General features: G+C 63.0%; 14 protein-coding genes, 1 tRNA gene and 1 riboswitch. Of the genes, 12 read left to right on the top strand and 3 right to left on the bottom strand.

Annotation, left to right across the window (positions count from 1 at the left end; all coding sequences use genetic code 11):
- Positions 1 to 173: 173 nt before the first annotated feature.
- Positions 174 to 300, bottom strand: a riboswitch (ZMP/ZTP riboswitch).
- A gap of 247 nt (positions 301 to 547) precedes the next feature.
- The 10 genes from ydfG to OKW41_RS43260 all read left to right on the top strand — a co-directional run bounded on the left by ydfG (position 548) and on the right by OKW41_RS43260 (position 9,393).
- Positions 548 to 1,294 carry a bifunctional NADP-dependent 3-hydroxy acid dehydrogenase/3-hydroxypropionate dehydrogenase YdfG gene (gene ydfG, locus OKW41_RS43305; RefSeq protein WP_090803174.1) on the top strand — a complete coding sequence of 249 codons (747 nt, stop codon included), beginning with the start codon at positions 548 to 550 and terminating at the stop codon, positions 1,292 to 1,294.
- 199 nt (positions 1,295 to 1,493) lie between these two features.
- Complete coding sequence (gene ybgC, locus OKW41_RS43300) at positions 1,494 to 1,958, top strand: tol-pal system-associated acyl-CoA thioesterase (protein ID WP_429453053.1); 465 nt, start codon at positions 1,494 to 1,496, stop codon at positions 1,956 to 1,958.
- A gap of 187 nt (positions 1,959 to 2,145) precedes the next feature.
- Positions 2,146 to 2,823: a protein TolQ gene (gene tolQ / locus OKW41_RS43295; protein ID WP_090803171.1), complete on the top strand. Its 678-nt coding sequence runs from the start codon at positions 2,146 to 2,148 to the stop codon at positions 2,821 to 2,823.
- Between the two features lie 10 nt (positions 2,824 to 2,833).
- The gene (gene tolR / locus OKW41_RS43290; RefSeq protein ID WP_090803169.1) at positions 2,834 to 3,280 is read left to right on the top strand and encodes a protein TolR; all 447 of its coding nucleotides are present in this window, start codon (positions 2,834 to 2,836) and stop codon (positions 3,278 to 3,280) included.
- Positions 3,277 to 4,326, top strand: a complete 1,050-nt coding sequence (gene tolA, locus OKW41_RS43285) for a cell envelope integrity protein TolA (protein ID WP_429576210.1) — start codon at positions 3,277 to 3,279, stop codon at positions 4,324 to 4,326. The genes tolR and tolA overlap by 4 nt, the downstream gene beginning before the upstream one ends.
- Positions 4,327 to 4,464: 138 nt before the next feature.
- Complete coding sequence (tolB, locus tag OKW41_RS43280) at positions 4,465 to 5,757, top strand: Tol-Pal system beta propeller repeat protein TolB (RefSeq protein ID WP_184034369.1); 1,293 nt, start codon at positions 4,465 to 4,467, stop codon at positions 5,755 to 5,757.
- 32 nt (positions 5,758 to 5,789) lie between these two features.
- Positions 5,790 to 6,296 carry a peptidoglycan-associated lipoprotein Pal gene (pal, locus tag OKW41_RS43275; RefSeq protein ID WP_184067373.1) on the top strand — a complete coding sequence of 169 codons (507 nt, stop codon included), beginning with the start codon at positions 5,790 to 5,792 and terminating at the stop codon, positions 6,294 to 6,296.
- Between the two features lie 20 nt (positions 6,297 to 6,316).
- Positions 6,317 to 7,066, top strand: a complete 750-nt coding sequence (gene ybgF, locus OKW41_RS43270) for a tol-pal system protein YbgF (protein WP_184034372.1) — start codon at positions 6,317 to 6,319, stop codon at positions 7,064 to 7,066.
- 183 nt (positions 7,067 to 7,249) lie between these two features.
- Positions 7,250 to 7,325: transfer RNA gene (locus OKW41_RS43265), tRNA-Lys, on the top strand.
- A gap of 328 nt (positions 7,326 to 7,653) precedes the next feature.
- Positions 7,654 to 9,393, top strand: a complete 1,740-nt coding sequence (locus OKW41_RS43260; RefSeq protein ID WP_429576209.1) for a hypothetical protein — start codon at positions 7,654 to 7,656, stop codon at positions 9,391 to 9,393.
- 100 nt (positions 9,394 to 9,493) lie between these two features.
- Here OKW41_RS43260 and OKW41_RS43255 read toward each other — a convergent pair whose 3' ends face one another.
- The 3 genes from OKW41_RS43255 to OKW41_RS43245 form a co-directional block, all read right to left on the bottom strand.
- Positions 9,494 to 10,879 carry a sensor histidine kinase gene (locus OKW41_RS43255; protein ID WP_429576208.1) on the bottom strand — a complete coding sequence of 462 codons (1,386 nt, stop codon included), beginning with the start codon at positions 10,877 to 10,879 and terminating at the stop codon, positions 9,494 to 9,496.
- On the bottom strand, positions 10,857 to 11,579 hold the full coding sequence (locus OKW41_RS43250) for a response regulator transcription factor (RefSeq protein ID WP_429576207.1): 723 nt from the start codon (positions 11,577 to 11,579) through the stop codon (positions 10,857 to 10,859). Before OKW41_RS43250 ends, OKW41_RS43255 begins: the two co-directional genes overlap by 23 nt.
- Positions 11,580 to 11,727: 148 nt before the next feature.
- Positions 11,728 to 12,444: an acid phosphatase gene (locus OKW41_RS43245; RefSeq protein WP_429576206.1), complete on the bottom strand. Its 717-nt coding sequence runs from the start codon at positions 12,442 to 12,444 to the stop codon at positions 11,728 to 11,730.
- Between the two features lie 309 nt (positions 12,445 to 12,753).
- Between OKW41_RS43245 and OKW41_RS43240 the strand changes: the two genes are divergently transcribed.
- Together OKW41_RS43240 and OKW41_RS43235 are read left to right on the top strand one after the other, a co-directional pair.
- The gene (locus OKW41_RS43240) at positions 12,754 to 14,925 is read left to right on the top strand and encodes a TonB-dependent receptor (protein WP_429576205.1); all 2,172 of its coding nucleotides are present in this window, start codon (positions 12,754 to 12,756) and stop codon (positions 14,923 to 14,925) included.
- 14 nt (positions 14,926 to 14,939) lie between these two features.
- A complete protein-coding gene (locus tag OKW41_RS43235; protein ID WP_429576204.1) occupies positions 14,940 to 15,629 on the top strand; it encodes a MotA/TolQ/ExbB proton channel family protein in 690 nt (229 codons plus the stop codon).

Below are 15,629 nucleotides of genomic sequence, written 5' to 3'. Positions count from 1 at the left end.
TTCCGTTGAGTGTTTTCAGGTTGACCGGATCGTGCGCCGAATCCTGCGTAGAGGGTACACAGCGGGGTACGCAGCGCTTTGGGCGGCGAGGCTTGCCCTGACGCGGCGAGTGGAGAGTCGCCGCACACGCGAGGCGGGCCAGCCACCGTCAGCGCAGATCAATGCGCGCGGTTCACGGCTGCCCAGGCGAACGGCAAAACGGCACCCTGCGCTTCACGGTGGGTTGTTCCACCTTGAACCCGATTGGTTGAATCGGCTGAGTCGGACGACTCGGTTCTATCGCCAGTCACGCAGGGTCGAGCGCGTTAGTGTATTGGAAGAGGCCCGAATAGGCAACCGACTTGCGGGTGCTCCGGCGGCCGCTGGCGGGGCCTCCGGACGGTTTGGCGGCCCCTCTGCGCAACCATCTGAGGAAAGCGCGCCGGTCGCGCCGCGCACCCGTTGCGCGCCGCCGCGGCAGCCGCCGATCCGGCTCGTGCATCCTTGCCGCAGCGTGCCATTGGAAGTAGGCTTTGGGCCTTTGTCTCTTACCGACCAGGGAACTGCAATGATCGTGTTTGTCACAGGAGCGTCGGCCGGATTCGGCGCCGCCATCGCCCGCTCGTTCGTCAAGGGCGGCCATCGTGTCGTCGCCACTGCACGCCGCAAGGACCGTCTGCAAGCACTCGCCGACGAGCTCGGCGACGCGCTGCTGCCGTACGAGCTCGACGTGCGCGATCGCGCCGCCGTCGAAGCCGTGCCCGCCTCGCTGCCGGCGGACTTCGCCGCGATCGACGTGCTCGTCAACAACGCCGGCCTCGCGCTCGGCACCGAGCCGGCTCACAAGGCAAGTCTCGATGAATGGAACACCATGATCGAGACCAATTGCACGGGCCTCGCGCAGGTCACGCATGCGCTGTTGCCCGGCATGGTCGAGCGCAACCGCGGGCATATCTTCAATCTGGGTTCGGTGGCGGGCCGCTGGCCGTACGCGGGCGGCAACGTGTACGGCGCGACCAAGGCGTTCGTGCGCCAGTTCAGCCTGAACCTGCGCGCCGACCTCGCCGGCACGGCGCTGCGCGTGACCGACATCGAACCGGGACTGTGCGGCGGCACCGAATTCTCGAACGTGCGTTATCGCGGCGACGACGACAAGGCCGCCAAGGTGTACGAAAACGTGCAGCCGCTGACGGCCGAAGACATCGCCGATTCCATCTACTGGATCGCCACGCGCCCAGCCCACGTCAACATCAACACGATCGAGCTGATGCCGGTCGCGCAGTCGTTCGCCGGTCTGTCCGTGCATCGCGGCTGAGTTTGAAGGCGGGCGACGGCGGCCGCCGCTACCACTGGTCGCGCCACCGCCCATCATCGTGCTGGCTTTTCCTGCGGCACGTCGATAGCCCGCTCCGCCAGTCCCGGCCCGGCCGGCAAAGCCAGCTCCTATCGCCGCCGCCGCCCGCCACAAGCAACTCACACTTCGAAACAGACCCCGGGTTGTGCGTTCCGGTAGAATGCGCCGCATGAATATGTCGACCAGCCAGCCAGGCACGGAAATCGGCTATACGTGGCCCATCCGCGTGTACTACGAAGATACCGACGCCGGCGGCATCGTGTTTTACGCCAATTACCTGAAGTTTTTCGAACGCGCTCGCACCGAATGGCTGCGCGCGTGCGGCGTCGACCAGCACCGGCTTGCGGAAGAAAACGACGCGATTTTCATCGTGCGCAGTACCGCGGTCGATTACCGGGCTCCGGCCCGACTCGACGACATCGTGAAAATTATCAGCCGGATCGAGCGTCTTGGCCGAGCTTCGGTAGACTTCGTGCAGGAAGCATGGCGCGAAGGCACGCTGCTTGCGGCCGGTTCGGTCCGGATTGGCTGTGTGGACCGCGCGACGCTGCGGCCAGCCGCGATCCCGCCGTCGGTTCTCGCCGCGCTGCGGCACGGGCCGGGCACTAGCGAGAGCGCTGACTGAACGACGGCGGCATGTCAACGGACGATCCCTGAGCCTCGTTGTTACGGGGCCAGTGAACTCACACCGGTCAGGTAATACAAAGCATGGTTCGGCTTCGATATCGCCGAAGCTTCCGTTTTGCCCACGGCAAGCTTGAAGCGGCCTTGCAGCCGGACGCCCCCTTCCCGGGACGTTAAAACGAACCTTTATGAACACTACACAAGATCTGTCGATCGTTTCACTCGTACTCAACGCGAGCCTGCTGGCCCAGGCCGTCATGGCTCTGCTGCTGTTGCTGTCGCTACTCTCCTGGACTTTCATCTTCCGCAAGTGGTTTGCGATTCGCCGGGCGCGCGCGCAAACTGAACGCTTCGAGCGTGATTTCTGGTCGGGCGGCGACCTACAGGCGCTGTATCAGAGCGCCGCGAACAACCGTCACAGGATCGGCGCTCTCGAGCGGATTTTCGAGTCCGGCATGCGGGAATTCCTGAAGGGCAAAGAGAAGCGCCTGAACGATTCGGGCGCGATTCTCGACGGCGCCCGGCGCGCGATGCGCGCGGCGTTTCAACGCGAAATGGACGTGCTCGAAGCGAATCTGGCGTTCCTCGCGTCGGTCGGTTCGGTCAGCCCGTATATCGGTCTGTTCGGCACGGTGTGGGGGATCATGAATGCGTTCCGCGGCCTCGCCAACGTGCAGCAGGCCACGCTCGCGAACGTCGCGCCGGGCATCGCCGAGGCCCTGACCGCCACCGCGATCGGCCTGTTCGCCGCAATTCCGGCCGTGGTCGCCTACAACCGCTACGCGCACGACATCGATCGTCTGGCGATCCGTTTCGAAACCTTCATCGAAGAGTTCTCGAACATCCTGCAGCGCCAGGCACACTGAGGAGGCCATGATGGCAGGCTCCCGTTCCTCCAGCATGCGCGGCTCGCGCTCGCGTCGCGCAATGGCCGACATCAACGTCGTGCCGTACATCGACGTGATGCTCGTGCTGCTAGTGATCTTCATGGTCACGGCGCCGCTCGTCGCGCCGTCGATCGTCAATCTGCCGACCGTCGGCGGCGCGGCGCCCCAACAGCAGACGCCGCCCGTCATCGTCAACATCCGCGCGGACGGCAATATGAGCGTCAAGTACAAGGACGACTCCGGCGCGCAGCAGCAGGAAGACATGACGAAGGCTGGCCTCAACGGTTTCATCGCCGATCGGGCACAATCGCACCCCGATCAGCCCGTCGTGATCGCCGCCGACAAAACCGTGAAATACGAAGTCGTGATGAACGTGATGTCCGAGCTGAAGGCTCGGGGCGTCAAGCGCGTCGGATTGCTCGTCAAATCGCAATGATCCGCAAGAACTCCGAATACCCGCTTCAGCCGCCGCGTGAACGCGGCACCGGGCGAGCTTTTCTGTTCGCGCTGGTGATGCATGCGCTGCTCGGATTCTTCCTGTATCAAGGCATCCAATGGCAGAACAGCACGCCCGAGGGCGAGCAAGCGGAACTGTGGACAGAGGTGCCGGATTCGGCGATTCCGCGTCCCGTCGTCACGCCGCCGCCCACGCCTGTCGCCCCTGCTCCGCCCGTGCGTGACGAACAGGCCGACATCGCGCTGCAGGAAAAGAAGCGCCAGCAGCAGGAAGCGGCTCGCGCGGCCCAACTGGCCGAACAGCAGCGCCAGCTGAAGCTGAAAGAGCAGCAGGAAGCGGAAGCGAAGCGTCAGCAACAGCTGGCGGCCGAACAGGCGGCCCAGCTCGCGGCGCAGAAGGCCGCGAAGCTCAAGCAGCAGCAGGCGCAACAGCAGCAACAGCAGCAGCAACAGCAGCAGGCCGAGAAGCTCAAGCAACAGCAGCTCGCCGAGCAGCAGAAGCAACAGCAACTGAGAGAACAGCAGGAGCAGCAGCAAAAGCAGGCTCAGGCAGAAGCGCAGAAGAAGGCTGAGGCGGAGAAAGCGGCGAAGGCCAAGGCGCAAGCCGATGCGGCCGCGCAGGCGAAAAAGCAGCTCGACAACGAACGTCGCGCGCGGCTTGCGCAGATGCAGGGTCTGGCCGGCGGCGTGGGCGGCAGCAGTTCGAGCAGCAACGGACTGGGCAAGAGCGGAACGGGTAGCGGCTCGGGCGGCACGGCGGCATCGCCGGGTTACGCGGACAAGGTACGACGGCTGGTGCTTCAGCATGTGAACTGGGGCGGCGAAACGGAAGGTCTCGAGACCGTGATCGCCGTGCGTTGTTCGCCGGACGGCAATCAGCTGAGCGCAAACATTACCCACAGCAGCGGCAACGCCGGGTGGGACGCCGCCGCGTTGCGGGCGGTGAAAGCCTCCGATCCGATGCCTCGGGACGTCAATGGCAAGACGCCGGACTACTTCACTATCACGCTGCGTCCGGCGGCTTGATGCGCAGGCTGACAGCCGACCAGCGGCCAACGCCGCGCCCCACCCGGCGCGGCGTTGCGCGGGAACGAAATAGCCGTTTTCCGGTCTGTCTGCTGTCTTCGAGTATTGAGTAAAACCGTTTTGAGGAACCCATACAGCATGAGTTTGATGACCAAGCTAGGCCTGCGAACACTCGTGGCAACGTGCCTGATCGCCGTCGGCGGCGCCGCCAACGCACAACTCAACGTCCTCGTGACGGGCGTCGGATCCACTCAGTTTCCGATCGCAACGGCGAATTTCGCCAATGAAGCGAACTCCCCGCAGCAGGTCAGCACGATCGTGCGTCAGGATCTGCAACGCAGCGGCAAATTCACGAATATCGACGCAGGCTCGACGCCGGTGTCCGAGACCGATTCCGTCGACCTCGGCGCATGGAAGGCGAAGGGCGCCAACGCGTTCGTCGCGGGCAGCGTGAACCGCCTGCCGAACGGCCAGTACGAAGTGCGCTTCAAGCTGTACGACACGGTCAAGGGCGAAAGCCTCGGCGGCCTCGTGCTGGTGAGCCCGGAAAGCGGTCTGCGCATGAGCGCGCACAAGGTCGCGGACTACATTTACGCCAAGCTGATGGGCAATCGCGGCGTGTTCGCCACGCGCCTGTCGTATGTGATCAAGTCGGGCAACCGCTATCAGCTGCAGATCTCGGATTCGGACGGTCAGGACGCGCACATCGCGCTGTCGAGCCCCGAGCCGATCATCTCGCCGGCCTGGTCGCCCGACGGCACCAAGGTCGCTTACGTGTCGTTCGAGAAGAAGAAGCCGATCGTCTATATCCACGACCTGCCCACGGGCCGGCGCATCGTCGTATCGGACCAGAAGGGCAACAACAGTGCGCCGGCGTGGTCGCCGGATGGCCGCACGCTCGCCGTCGCGCTGTCGCGTACCGGCAATACGCAGATTTTCGCGGTCAACGCGGACGGCAGCGGTCTGCGTCGTCTGACGCAAGGCAGCTCGATCGACACCGAGCCGACCTACTCTCCTGACGGTCAATGGATCTATTTCACGAGCGACCGCGGCGGCGCACCGCAGATCTACAAGATGCCGGCGCAAGGTGAAAGCGCGGGCGGCGCGCAACGCGTCACGTTTACGGGCAGCTACAACACCAGCCCGCGTGTGAGTCCTGACGGCAAGGAGCTTGCCTACATCTCGCGCGTCGGCGGTGCATTCAAGCTGTACATCCAGGACCTGCAAGGCGGATCCGCCACGGGCCTGACGGACACGACACATGACGAATCGCCGAGCTTCGCGGCGAACGGTCAGTACATTCTTTACGCCACTCAGGTGAACGGCCGTGGCGTGTTGGCCGCAGTATCGACCGACGGTCGCACTCGGCAGGTCCTGTCCGTTCAGGGGGGCAGCGTACGCGAGCCGTCCTGGGGCCCGTTTATGCAATAACGTTGATGCAATAACACAAGGAGAGTAATCAAATGATGTCCAAACTTCGTTTCGCATTCGCCGTCGTGATGGTCGGTGCACTGGCCGCATGTCACTCGGGCGTCAAGCTCGACGAAAACGCCAACAAGGGCGCAGGCTCGGCCCAACCGAACCCGACCGACGTCGCGACGGTCAACGTCGACCCGCTGAACGATCCGAACAGCCCGCTCGCGAAGCGCAGCATCTACTTCGACTTCGACAGCTACTCGGTGAAGGATGACTATCAACCGCTGCTGCAACAACACGCGCAATATCTGAAGAGCCACCCGCAGCGTCACGTGCTGATCCAGGGCAACACCGACGAGCGCGGCACCAGCGAATACAACCTCGCACTCGGCCAGAAGCGTGCTGAAGCCGTGCGTCGTTCGTTGTCGCTGATGGGCGTGTCGGATTCGCAAATGGAGGCCGTGAGCCTCGGCAAGGAAAAGCCGCTGGCAACGGGTCATGACGAAGCGTCGTGGGCACAGAACCGCCGCGCCGACCTCGCGTATCAACAGTAAGTCAACGGGTGATGAGCCGAATGACGCATCGTTTCTCCTGGCTGCGGTTTGCCGCAGCGGCCTGCGTCGCAGGCACGGCCCTCACGGCCGTGCCCGCCCATGCGGGCATGTTCGACGACGATCAGGCCCGCCAGGCCATTCTCGATCTGCGCTCGAAGACCGATAGTCTGTCGAGCCAGCTATCGGCGGCGCAACGCACGATCCTCGATCAGTCCAACCGTCTCGACCAGCTCAACCAGCAGGTCGCGACGCTGCGCGGACAGAACGAGGACATGGCGAACCAGCTCACGACGCTGCAAAAGCAGCAGAAGGACTACTACACCGATCTCGACACGCGCCTGAAGAAATTCGAGCCGCAGCAACAGACGGTGGACGGCGTCCAGGGCGAGGTGCAGCCGGGTGAAACCGATGCGTTCAACGCGGCTTCACAGCAATTCCGCAGCGGCGACTTCAAGAACGCGGCGGCATCGTTCCGCAGCTTCATCTCCAAATATCCGAACAGCCCCTATCAGCCGACCGCGCAATACTGGCTCGGCAACGCGCTGTATGCACTGCGCGACTACAAGGGTTCGACGACTGTCTGGCAAGGTGTCGTGAAGAACTATCCGCAGCATCCGCGTGCACCGGAAGCGCTGCTCGCGATCGCGAACAATCAGCTCGAACAAGGCCAGAAGGCCGCGGCGAAAAAGACGCTCGAGCAGATCGTCGCGCAATACGCCGGCTCGGACGTCGCGCAGTCGGCCCAGAACAAGCTGTCGCAGATCAAGTAGATCGTGGTGTTGGATTGATCACGTTTTGATGTAGTTTGCAGTAACGCGCAGTGTCCGAAGTGATAGCCACGCGCGCCTCTCGCTGGAAAGCCCGGGTAGTGATGCCCGGGCTTTTCAATTTGGGCGACGGTCTTGCAGAGTTGACAGGGCATTGGTGCGCCGATATAATTTCGCTTCTCTTTTGGGTCGTTAGCTCAGCTGGTAGAGCAGCGGACTTTTAATCCGTTGGTCACAGGTTCGAATCCCGTACGGCCTACCAAAAGATTCGAGGGCTGACATGCGAAAGCATGTCAGCCCTTTTCTTTTTCCTTTGCCCGCGTGTGCAAACAGGTACGCGCGCGGCAAACGAGCCGCCTCTTCCCGTCCGCCTCAACGTAGCCTTCCGTTCAGGCACTGCCCTCCGCCCTCCAACGCCGCCCCAAAAAACCATGCATCCCGCAACGAAATCGCGCCAACGCGCCAGCGCATTCTTATCTTTTTAGTAATTTTCGATTCATGTTTGTGCCACGGGTGGTTTGTAGCCTCGCGACTTGCAATACCGGCTGCAACTTTCAAAAAATTTCACCCACCCTACTCAAACACAAAGAATGCAAACCACCCTGAAGGCGCTTCCGATCGCGGTTCTGATCTCCGCCATCTACGGCTGCGGCGGCAGCACCCAAAACACGAGTACAACGGCGCCGCAAGGCACCACGAGCAGCACCCCGGCCACGACGACGACGCCCTCGACTTCCGCCAGCAACTACACGGCTGGCAACCTCCTGGTCTCGCGCACAGCCTATGACCCGGCGTTCGCTCTGAGCGGCACACTGCCTTATAACGCGACGCCCACGACCACCAATGCAGCCCCCGTGACCGCAGTCACGCCGGGCACCTTTCCGAATGTGTTCACCAACGACGCGAACGACGCCAACTTCGGCGTGACGTCGGAAGCGTATCTGGATCAGTGGGCACCGAACGCGACGAGCCCGTCGCAAACGCTGGACATCACCGCGCAGGCCGCGAAAAGCAACGTGAATTTCGCCACCAGCTTCGCCTCGAAGTCGGAGCTCGCGCTGAACGTGTCGCTGGATCAGAAATCGCTGACCTTCACCGGCTACAACACGTCGATCGACCAGGCCGATATCTCGAACTCGAATACGCCGGGCGTGGTCGACACGACCAACACCGACATCGCGACGCCTACATACCGTACCGTCGCGCAGCTGAATTTCGCCGATAACAGCCTGTCGTTCACGAACACCAACGCGTACGCCGGCAACAACAGCCGCGCGGCCGTGCTCGCCAACGGCATGTACTACATCGTCGGCAATGCCGGCAATTCGGGCAAGAATCCGAAGCCGACGACGGCCCAGCTCGACATGCTGACGATGAACACCGGCGTGCAAAGCATCGCTCCGGGCAGCCAATGCGCGTTCACGCAAGTGATCGGCGCATTCCAGTCCGGCACGGGCACCGGCACGTACGCGGTCGCACCGGCGGGAACGGCGTGCTCGCTGGCATCGATGGGTTCGATCACGGGCGGCAGCTCGACCGGCGACCAGTTCGGATTCTCGATCGCGAGCCTGCCAACGACCCCCGCGACCGCCGCCGACAAAACCGGCAAGGACGTCAACCTGCGCGGCCTCTTCGTCGGCCCGGACGGCACGATGTATGTCTCCAAGGGCAGCGGCGGCAACGGCGTGAACACCGTGTACCAGGTCGGCGCGACCGGTGCGCTCGCCAACGGCGGCAAGTTGCCGCAAAACGCCGCGATGGCGATCGTGCCCGGCTTCACGACGGCCCTCGCGACCAACCTGACGGCGCTCACGTCGCCTAGCCAGGTGACCGGCACGGTCTATCCGTTCGGCATGTGGATCCCCGCGTCGAATCCGTCGATCATGTTCGTCGCCGACGAAGGCGACGGCACGCCGGGCGACCAGGTGAGCGGCAGCGGCGGCCTGTGGGTCTATCAGAACCAGAACGGCACGTGGAAGCCGCTCGCCAACCTGACGACCGGCCTGAACCTCGGCACGGCCTACACGGTGACGGACACGACCGGCGCGTACGGTACGAAGGGCGCGAGCTATACGACGACGCCTGACGGCTTGCGCAACATCACGGGCCAGGTCAACAGCGACGGTTCGTTCACGATCTACGCGGTGACCTCGACGATCGGCAACAGCCTCGGCACCGTGTTCGATGCAGGTGCCGACTCGAACCAACTCGTCAAGATCACGGTCAGCATCAGCGGTTCGACGGTGACCTCGACGCAGGGCTTCACCGTGATGCAGACCGCGCCGTATGGCCAGGCGCTGCGCGGCGTCGCCCTCGTGCCGAAGTCCTGAGCGGGTTAGTAGATTCAAAAGAAACGACCTGCCATCCGGCAGGTCGTTTTTTCTTGCACGCTCCAACGTAAAATCCGTCGCGAGCAATCGCCGTCTCGCCTCAACGCCCCGGCAATCCCGCATTGAACCGCAACACGATCCTGCAGCCTGGCGTGTTGTCGTGAATCTCCACGACGGCCTCGTGCACCCGCGCGATCGCGGCCACGAGACTCAAGCCGACGCCATGCCCCGAAGTCGCCGCCTCCTGCTGCCCGTTTCTGCTGCGATAGAACGGACGCAGGACTGCGTCGCGCTCACCTGCCTCGATACCGGGTCCAGTATCCGCGACCTGCACGACGGGCCTTCCCGCTTCGAGCGTTGCTTGCAGCGTCACCGCGCCGCCACCGGGCGTGAACTTCAGCGCGTTATCGAGCAGATTCTCGATAGCGCCGAACAGCAGATCCACGTCGCCGCGCGCGAAAACTGGTTCGGACGCAAGCACCGCGACCGACAACCGACGGTTCTCCGCGACCGGCTCGTACAACTCCGCGACGTCGCGCAGGATGGTGTCCAGCGACACGTCGCAGAAGCTCGCGCGTCTGACATCCGCTTCGACCTCCGCGATCCTCAATAGCGCGGTGAAACGGTTCAGCACGACGTCCGATTGCGCGATCGCGGTGTCGACGGCGCTCGTGTAGTCGTCGACGGTATGCGAGCGCCGCCGCGCGCGTTCGAGGCCCGCGCGCAGATGCGTCATCGGCGTGCGCAGATCGTGCGCGATGCCCGCGCACACGCCGCGGACTTCGGCCACGAGCCGCTCGATTTCATCGAGCATCAGGTTGACGATTTCCGCGAGACGATCGAGATCGTGATGCGTGCCGCGACTCGGCAGACGCCTGTCCAGTTGGCCCGCCATGATCTCGCGCGCCGTCAGACTCATCGAGCGGATGCGCCGGTTCGACAGCGCGTGCAGCGCGGCGCCGCAGCCCACGGCGAGCAGAATCGTCAGCGTGAGCCCGAGGCACAGGATCTTCACGAGCGTATGGTCGAAATAAATGATCTCGTCGATCGAGTGGCCGACGACGATCCGCAAACCGCTACGCGTCGGCACGATGATGCCGCGGAAATGACTGTCCAGCGACGGCGGTCCGTCGTCCATCGACTGCGTGTAGTAGAACGGCCGGCGTTCGCGCTCGGTCGGCAACGCATGGATATTGCCGGCGAGCCAGCGGCCGTCCTCATCGAACACGCCATAGGGTCGGCTGCTCGCGACGTCGCGCCGGCTGAGCGCCGCGATATCGGCAATCGCCTCGGCCCGGCCGATCGAACTGAACTCGGCCACTTCTCCTCGCAGCCGTTCATCGACCTCGTGCAGCAGATACGTGTGCATCATCCAGTAGAGCATGGCGAACAGCACGACCGCGCAACTGACGAACACCATCAGCGGCCAGGTGACGTTGTTGGCCGGCAGCCGCGGCCAGCGCCTATTCGCTGGCACGGAGGACATAGCCGACATTTCGAACCGTGTGGATCATGAGCGAAAACCGTCCGTTCATACTGATCTTGCGGCGCAGCTGACCGATGTGCATATCGATCACGTTGGTCTGCACATTGAAGTGGTAATTCCAGACTGACTCGAACAGCATCGCGCGCGTCACCGGCTGCTCCGTATGCAGCATCAGGTATTTGAGCAACTGGTACTCGCGGGGCTTCAACTCGATCGACTCGCCCGCGCGCCGGACCTGATGCGTGCCCTTATCGAGCACGAGATCGCCGACGCTCAGCACCAGCGGTTGCTCAGAAGAAGAGCGGCGGCGCAGCAGCGCATTGAGGCGCGCGGTCAACTCGAGACTGTCGAATGGTTTGGTCAGGTAATCATCGCCGCCGGCGCGCAGGCCGCGTACGCGTTCGTCGACCGCCGAAAGCGCGCTCAGTATCAGCACCGGGGTCTCTTTGCCGACGTTGCGCAACGTGGAGAGGATGGACAGACCATCCACGTCGGGCAGCATCCGGTCGAGCACGACTGCGTCGAAATCGCCGTTGAGCGCGCGCAGCAGGCCGGCATGGCCGCTCGGCACGCTTTCCACGGCGAATTCGTAGTCCTCGAGCGCGGTGGAGACTTCGAGCCTCACACGTTCGTCATCTTCGACGACGAGAATGCGGGGTCTGCGCCCCGCGGGGTAGTTGATCGCTGCTCTGCTTTCCAAGAGGACGTCGTTTCCTGTGGTCGTGCGTCGCCGCATGAACGGCGACGTCAATAGCGGGGGCCGCCTATGCGGGCGCGGAGTATGACATGGCCATGTTTCTGCCTCATGACGCGTCCCGCGCGGAGCCGAAAACCGTTCACACGTGCAACTAGTCGAGCTTCAGTGCCGCGCGCACTTCCGCCTTCGCATCGGCAAAGTCGCGCTGAAAATCCGGATTGGCCATCAGCGCCGCCGCGACGAGCGTTCCGTCGATGCGACCCGCTTCGACATCGCTCGGATAGTGGACGCCGTCGACGACGCGGTTCATGCCGAATTCGCGCCCACGCGCGAATAGCGCATCGCGCTTCTCGGGGACCATCTGCGCGAGCAGGATCGCGCACAGATAGCCGAAGGTCGCATGACCGCTCGGGTACGAGTTGTAGTCGTCGCCGGGCCGCTTCGGCACGATCGGTTGCACGTCGCGGCTCGCGATGAAGGGCCGCGCGCGGCTAAAGACATGCTTGCCGCCTTTTGCGACCCGCTCGGCATCGTGATCGACGGCTTCGAACAGCGCAGTGGTTTTCGGCAGACCGGCTTCTTTGAAGTCCGGTCCGAGCACATCCGCGAAGCGGAACACGGACTTGGTGGCGTCCGCCTTCGCGCGCGCCACCTGCTCCGGCGTGCGGCTGCGCTGCGCGTTCAGCACGGCATCGAGATCGGCTTGCTGACGCTCGGAACCATCGGCGGCAGGTGGCGCGAGCAGCACGCCAAGCGGAATTTGACGAGCGTCGAGATAGCTCGCCTCCGCGGACGGTGCGGCGTAACTCGCCGCACTTGCAGCGACGAAGAGGGAAGCCGCGAGCGGCAAGCAGGTAAAGCGTTTCATCGTGTGCGAGAAATGAAGAGAGATTGCAGCGAAGTGGCACGGCGCTATCGCCGCCAGGAAAAAAGGCGTGATTCACCGCCTGAACAGTGCTGCCGATGCTAGTGCGCACGTATGAATGCGCGGTGTCCACAATCTTACAAACCTGAGCGCGTCGCGTAGCGTCAGTGCGGATCGCGCTGTTGTGGGGCATCCGTAATAGCAACTTTAGATTCGTAAGATACCGATCACTTCGCATTAACGGACGGTTGATAGCATCCCGCCTCGTTCGACTCCCAGTTCATCGCCCCACTCGCGAAAGGATGCAGCACCATGCAACGGGTTAGTTTTCCCCTTAGAAAGAAGCCGCTGACGCAATTCGTTCTTGCCACACTGTGCGCGGCCGGCGCACAGATCTCGCATGCCCAGACCTCGGGCGATCTCGGCTCCGTGCAAAGCACGGCCGTCTCGTCATCGAACAGCGGCACGGCCACCAGCACCAACACGCAGTCGGCACCGGCGCAGGCGCCTTCGCAAGGCTCGCTCACCGCAACCCAACCGCAGTCGGTGATCAGCCGGCGTTACATCGAAAACAGTACCGCTCCGACCGCGAACTACAGCGAGATCGTGCAGATCGCGCCGAGCGTGTCGAATGTTTCTCCGAACGGCTCCGGCCTGATGGAATCGCAGAGCCTGTCCATTCGCGGCTTTCAGGACGGTCAGTACAACGTGACATTCGACGGCATCCCGTTTGGCGATACCAACGACTTCACCCATCATTCGACGTCGTTTTTCTCGAACCGGGTGCTCGGCAATATCGTCGTCGACCGCGGTCCCGGCGACGCTTCGCAGATCGGCTTCGCCACCTTCGGCGGAACGATCAGCCTGCAGTCGAGGGATCCGTCGGCATCGCCGGCATTCTCGGTGCTCGGCTCGTACGGCAGCTTCGACACATGGCAGGCCGGCGCCGAGTTCAATACCGGCTATCTGCAGCAATGGGGCGATGCGCGCGCGATGGTCGGCTATGCGCAGAGCAGCAGCGACGGTTATCTGACCAACGCGGACCAGCGCCGTCAGAACGTCTACTTCAAGCTCGACAAGCCGATCGGCGACAACACGCTGCTCACGCTGTTCGCGACTTACAACAACATCCACCAGAACGTGCCGCTCGGCGCGACGGCCGCGCAGATCCAGCAGTTCGGTCCCAACTTCGGTCTTAGCGCCGATCCGACGAGTCAGGCCTATGCCGGCTACAACTTCGACAAGATCAATACGGACTTCGAGTACATCGGCGTGAAGACCAAGGTCGCCGAGTGGGTGATCGACAACAAGCTCTATACGTACGGCTACTACCACAACGGCTTCAACGGGCTCGACCCGAACGGTGAAACGCCGAACGGCACGATCTTCGGGCCGAACAACGTGCCCGGCCAGGAGATGAACAACAACTACCGCGCGTTCGGCGACGTCCTCGCGCTCGAGCGCCAACTCGGTCCCGGCAAGCTGCAGACCGGCATGTGGATCGCGCACCAGTCCAACTTCCGCGACAACTTCAATGTCGATTCGTCGCTGAACTTCGCGTTCATCTCGCAAAACTTCACGATGAACGACACGATGCTGACGTTTCAGCCGTATCTGCAATACGCCTGGCAACTGCAGAACGGTTTGACGATCACGCCGGGACTCAAGTACGTGTCGTTCAACCGCAGCATCGATACGCCGATGAACCAGAAGACCGGTGAGCCGCTCGATTTCAGCCATACGTGGGACAAGGTGCTGCCGTCGTTGACGCTGCACCAGCAGATCACCCCGCAATGGAGCGCGTATGCGCAGTACGCGCAGGGCTTTCTCGCGCCGAACCTGAATGTGTTCTATGTCAACGATCCGACCGTCTCGGGACAACCCGATCCGGAACAGACCGACAACTACCAGATCGGCACGACGTACAAAACGGGGCGTCTGACCGTCGCCGCCGATCTGTACTACATCAACTTCCGCAACGCGGTGACGAGCCGCACGGTCGGCAACAACGTGATCTTCTCGAATGCGGGTGGTGCGACCTACAAGGGTGTCGAAACCGAAGCGACCTTGTCGGTCGGCGACGGCTTCAGCCTGTACGGCAATCTGACCTTCAATTCGGCCAAACAGAAGAGCACCAATACGTGGATGCCCAACGCGCCGCAATCGACGGCCGCCGCCGGCGTGCTCTACGAACGCGGGCCGCTCAACGGTTCGTTGCTGATGAAGTTCGTCGGCCATCAGTATGGCGATACCGGCAACACCCAGCCGATCGGCGGCTATGCGATCACCAACTTCGCCAGCTCGTACACGTTTGCCCGACTCGCACCGTGGACGCATAACACGCGCCTCGGTTTCCAGATCGACAACCTTTTCAACCGCACCAGCATCAATGCGCTGGCCGGCTACACCGCCGCGGACAACACACCGCTTTACTGGACCATCCCGGGCCGCGCGTTCGTCGCGACGCTGTCCACCGATTTCTGAACGGAGCTTCTTTCATGACTGTCGATAACCTGCTGCACCTCGCGAACAATTCCGGTGGCGTGTTGTATGTGATTGCCGCCATGCTGTTCGTTGCCCTGACGATCATCATCGAGCGCTCGTGGTTCCTGCAGCGCGCATCGAGCGGCAGCCGCGCGGTGCTCGACCAGGTCGACCGCCTCGAACAACTGAACGCCGCCTCGCTGACGGTATGCGCCGAACAGTTTCAGGCGCTGCCGATGGCGAGCCTGCTGAAGGTCGCCGGCCGGCTTGCCGGTCAGACGTCGCGCGATGAGCTCGATGCGTGTCTCGACGAAGCGATCATGCGCGAAGCACCGAACATCGACCGCTTCCTGTGGGTGCTCGACACGATCGTCACGCTCGCGCCGTTGCTCGGTCTGTTCGGCACGATCGTCGGTATGTTCAACGCCTTCCAGGTGCTGTCGAATCCGGGCAACGCACCGACCCAGGTCACGGGCGGCGTGGCCGAGGCACTCATCGCTACGGCGTCGGGTCTGTTCGTCGCGATGATCGGCCTCGTGTTCTTCAACGGTCTGCACAACCGCGTAAGAGGCGTCGTTCATCAGCTCGAAACCCTGAAGGCGGCGCTCGTGAACCGGCTTGCGGCCAGAACGCATGAGTCGGTCAAGCCGGTGCATGAAGTGCCGCGCCCGGTGGTCGGCAAATTCGCCTCGCAGGGAGTCTGA

The sequence above is a fragment of the Paraburkholderia sp. UCT70 genome (assembly GCF_050434085.1).
Taxonomy (GTDB): Bacteria; Pseudomonadota; Gammaproteobacteria; order Burkholderiales; family Burkholderiaceae; genus Paraburkholderia; species Paraburkholderia tuberum.
This window is presented reverse-complemented; position numbering and strand designations above follow the sequence as displayed.

What these genes read in the sequence shown, in the direction of transcription:
- ydfG (WP_090803174.1), top strand. Translation starts at nt 548, where the DNA reads ATGATCGTGTTTGTCACAGGAGCGTCGGCCGGATTCGGCGCCGCCATC.
- ybgC (WP_429453053.1), top strand. Translation starts at nt 1,494, where the DNA reads ATGCGCCGCATGAATATGTCGACCAGCCAGCCAGGCACGGAAATCGGC.
- tolQ (WP_090803171.1), top strand. Translation starts at nt 2,146, where the DNA reads ATGAACACTACACAAGATCTGTCGATCGTTTCACTCGTACTCAACGCG.
- tolR (WP_090803169.1), top strand. Translation starts at nt 2,834, where the DNA reads ATGGCAGGCTCCCGTTCCTCCAGCATGCGCGGCTCGCGCTCGCGTCGC.
- tolA (WP_429576210.1), top strand. Translation starts at nt 3,277, where the DNA reads ATGATCCGCAAGAACTCCGAATACCCGCTTCAGCCGCCGCGTGAACGC.
- tolB (WP_184034369.1), top strand. Translation starts at nt 4,465, where the DNA reads ATGAGTTTGATGACCAAGCTAGGCCTGCGAACACTCGTGGCAACGTGC.
- pal (WP_184067373.1), top strand. Translation starts at nt 5,790, where the DNA reads ATGATGTCCAAACTTCGTTTCGCATTCGCCGTCGTGATGGTCGGTGCA.
- ybgF (WP_184034372.1), top strand. Translation starts at nt 6,317, where the DNA reads ATGACGCATCGTTTCTCCTGGCTGCGGTTTGCCGCAGCGGCCTGCGTC.
- OKW41_RS43260 (WP_429576209.1), top strand. Translation starts at nt 7,654, where the DNA reads ATGCAAACCACCCTGAAGGCGCTTCCGATCGCGGTTCTGATCTCCGCC.
- OKW41_RS43255 (WP_429576208.1), bottom strand. Translation starts at nt 10,879, where the DNA reads ATGTCCTCCGTGCCAGCGAATAGGCGCTGGCCGCGGCTGCCGGCCAAC.
- OKW41_RS43245 (WP_429576206.1), bottom strand. Translation starts at nt 12,444, where the DNA reads ATGAAACGCTTTACCTGCTTGCCGCTCGCGGCTTCCCTCTTCGTCGCT.
- OKW41_RS43240 (WP_429576205.1), top strand. Translation starts at nt 12,754, where the DNA reads ATGCAACGGGTTAGTTTTCCCCTTAGAAAGAAGCCGCTGACGCAATTC.
- OKW41_RS43235 (WP_429576204.1), top strand. Translation starts at nt 14,940, where the DNA reads ATGACTGTCGATAACCTGCTGCACCTCGCGAACAATTCCGGTGGCGTG.